At 74.4% G+C, this 3,001-nt stretch carries 1 protein-coding gene and 1 pseudogene; both read left to right on the top strand.

Annotation, left to right across the window (positions count from 1 at the left end; translation table 11 throughout):
* The first annotated feature begins 193 nt into the window (after positions 1-193).
* On the top strand, positions 194-2,707 hold the full coding sequence (locus tag LCD35_RS17475; protein WP_224962103.1) for a glycosyltransferase: 2,514 nt from the start codon (positions 194-196) through the stop codon (positions 2,705-2,707).
* Positions 2,704-3,001, top strand: a pseudogene (locus tag LCD35_RS17470) (hypothetical protein); the annotation flags it as partial. The gene LCD35_RS17475 and the pseudogene LCD35_RS17470, both read left to right, overlap by 4 nt.

Raw genomic sequence — 3,001 nt, 5'->3', positions numbered from 1 at the left:
CCCCCCCCCCCCCCGCGCGGGGGGGGGCCCCGGGGGGGGGGGCCGCCCCCCCCCCCGACCCCGTTGTCACGGCCCGGTGGGCCAACGGGGTGGGCACCACGGGTCCGTTCACCCCGGAAACGGGGGTGCCGGATTCGGGTGGATCTTCGGACTGCGTGCGTTCGGCGGGCGCCGATAGGGCACGCTTAGGGGCGTGGCTGTTACCTCCGAGTCCGCTGCGCTGCCCGCAGTCTCCGTGATCGTCGTCAACCACCGCGGCGCCGAGGACACGATCACGTGCCTGCGCGCGGTGCGCGACCAGTTGGACTACCCGGCGGACCGGCTGGAACTGATCTGCGTCGACAACACCCCGAGCAGCGCCGAGGCCGCCCGCATCCGCGCCGCGGCACCGGGCACCACCGTGCTGGAACCGGGCGAGAACCTGGGTTTCGCCGGCGGCTGCAACCTGGGCGCGCGGACCGCGTCCGGCCAGGTGCTGGCGTTCCTGAACAACGACGCCCGGCCGGACCGGGACTGGGTGCGGGCCGCGGTGGCGGTGCTGCGCGCCGAGCCGACGGTGGGCGCGGTGGCCAGCAAGGTCCTGGACTGGGAGGGCGAGCTCGTCGACTTCGTGGACGGCGGGCTCACCTGGTTCGGCATGGGCTACAAGCGGTTCGCGGGCGAACCGGACGACGGCAGCCACGACGCGCCGCGGGACGTGCTGTTCGGCACCGGTTCGGCGCTGCTGGTGCGCGCCGAGCTGTTCGCCGCGCTGGACGGGTTCGACGAGCGGTTCTTCATGTTCTACGAGGACGTGGACCTGGGCTGGCGGCTGAACCTGCGGGGCTGGCGGGTGCGCTACGAGCCGCGGTCGCTGACCTTCCACCGCCACCACGCCTCGATGACGCAGGTGTCCTCGGCGCGGGAGCACTTCCTGCTGGAGCGCAACGCGCTGGCCGCCCTGTACAAGAACGTCTCCGCCGAGACGCTGGCGAAGGTGCTGCCCGCCGCGATGGCGCTGTCGGTGCGCCGGGCCACCGCCCGCGGCGACATCGACCCGGACCAGCTGGAGATGACGCGGCGCCCGGAGGGCCCGGACTTCGACGACGACGTGCCGATCTCGCGGGACTCGCTGGCGAGCCTGCTCGCGATCGACCGGTTCGTGGAGATGCTGCCGCAGCTGGCCGCGTCGCGGGAGGTCGAGCAGGCCGCCCGGGTGCGCTCGGACGCGGACCTGGTGCCGCTGATGCGCAAGGCGATGGAACCGGCCTACCCGCTGCCGAGCTACCTGGCCGCGCACGAGGTGCTGGTGGACGCGTTCGGCCTGGACGAGGTCTACGGCCGCCCCCGCACCATCGCGGTGATCACCGGGGACGCGGTGGCCGAGCGGATGGCGGGCCCGGCGATCCGCGCCTGGCACATGGCCGAGGTGCTCAGCGCCGAGCACCAGGTGCGGCTGGTCAGCGTGAACGCGCACGTGAACCCGCCGGAGTCGGCCTTCCCCGTGGTGGCGGCGAAACCGCGCGAGCTCGCCGCGCACGTGGAGTGGGCGGACGTGGTGATCGTGCAGGGCCACGTGCTGGAGATGGTGCCCGCGCTCAAGCACGCCGACTCCACGAAGGTCGTGGTGTGCGACGTGTACGACCCGATGCACCTGGAGCTGCTGGAGCAGGGCCGGGACACCGACGACGAGCGCCGCGCCGCCGACCTGCGCGGGGTGACGAAGGTGCTGAACTCGCAGCTGGAGCGCGGTGATTTCTTCCTGTGCGCCTCGGAGCGGCAGCGGCACTTCTGGCTGGGGCACCTGGCGTCGCTGGGCCGGTTGACGCCGGGCCTCTACGACACGGATCCGACGGTGCGCTCGCTGCTGGAGGTGGTGCCGTTCGGGTTGTCCTCGGTGGCGCCGCGCCGCACCGGCCCGGCGATCAAGGGCGTGCAGCCGGGCGTGGACGCCGACGACAAGGTGGTGCTGTGGGCGGGCGGTGTCTACAGCTGGTTCGACCCGCTGACGCTGCTGCACGCGGTGGACCGGGTCGCGCGGCGGCACCACGACGTGCGGTTGTTCTTCCTCGGCATGAAGCACCCGAACCCGGACGTGCCGGAGATGGGCATGGCGGACCGGACCCGGCACCTGGCGAACCGGCTGGGGTTGACCGGCAAGCACGTGTTCTTCAACGAGACGTGGGTGCCGTACGGGGAGCGGCAGAACTTCCTGCTGGACGCCGACTGCGGCGTGACCTCGCACTTCGAGCACGTGGAGACGACGTTCGCGTTCCGCACCCGGGTGCTGGACTACCTGTGGTCGGGCCTGCCGGTGGTGACCACGGACGGCGATTCGTTCGCGGACCTGGTGCGCCAGGAGGGCTTGGGCGTGGTGGTGCCCGCCGAGGACCCGGACGCGCTGGCCGCGGCGCTGGAGCGGGTGCTCTACGACGCGGAGTTCGCCGCGTCCTGCCGGGAGCGCATCGAGGCGGTGCGGGAGCGGTTCACCTGGGAGTCGGTGCTGGCGCCGCTCACCGAGTTCTGCCGCGATCCGCGGCCGGCCGCGGACCGGTTGCGCGCCGCCTCGCCGCTGACCCGGACGCAGCCGCCGGACCGGGTGGAGGCGGTGCGCCGGGACGTGGCGCTGCTGCGCGAGTACCTGGACGCGGGTGGCCCGGTGGAGGTCGCGCGGCGGGCCGGTGGCCGGTTGCGCAGGCTGGCCGGTGATCGGCTCCGCAAGCGGTGAGCGGGCCGCTGCGGGTCCTGCTGGACGGCACTCCGCTGCTGGGCAGGCGCACCGGGATCGGGCGCTACACCGCGTCGTTGAGCGCGGAGCTCGGCCGGATGTCCGATGTGGACGCTCGGGCGATCGGGTTCACGGCGCGCGGCTGGCGCGCGCTGCGCGGGGCGGTCCCGCCGGGGGTGCGGGCCACCGGGGTGCCGGTGCCCGCGCGGGCGGTGCGGGCGTTGTGGACCCGGGGGGGGGGGGCCGCCGGGGGGGGGGGGGCGGGGGCGGGGGGGCGGGGGGGGGGGCCCGCCG

Origin of the sequence: Saccharopolyspora sp. 6V, assembly GCF_020176785.1 — a bacterium.
Taxonomy (GTDB): Bacteria; Actinomycetota; Actinomycetes; order Mycobacteriales; family Pseudonocardiaceae; genus Saccharopolyspora_C; species Saccharopolyspora_C gregorii.
The sequence above is the reverse complement of the archived record's forward strand: the minus strand, read 5'-3'. Positions and strand labels throughout refer to the sequence as shown.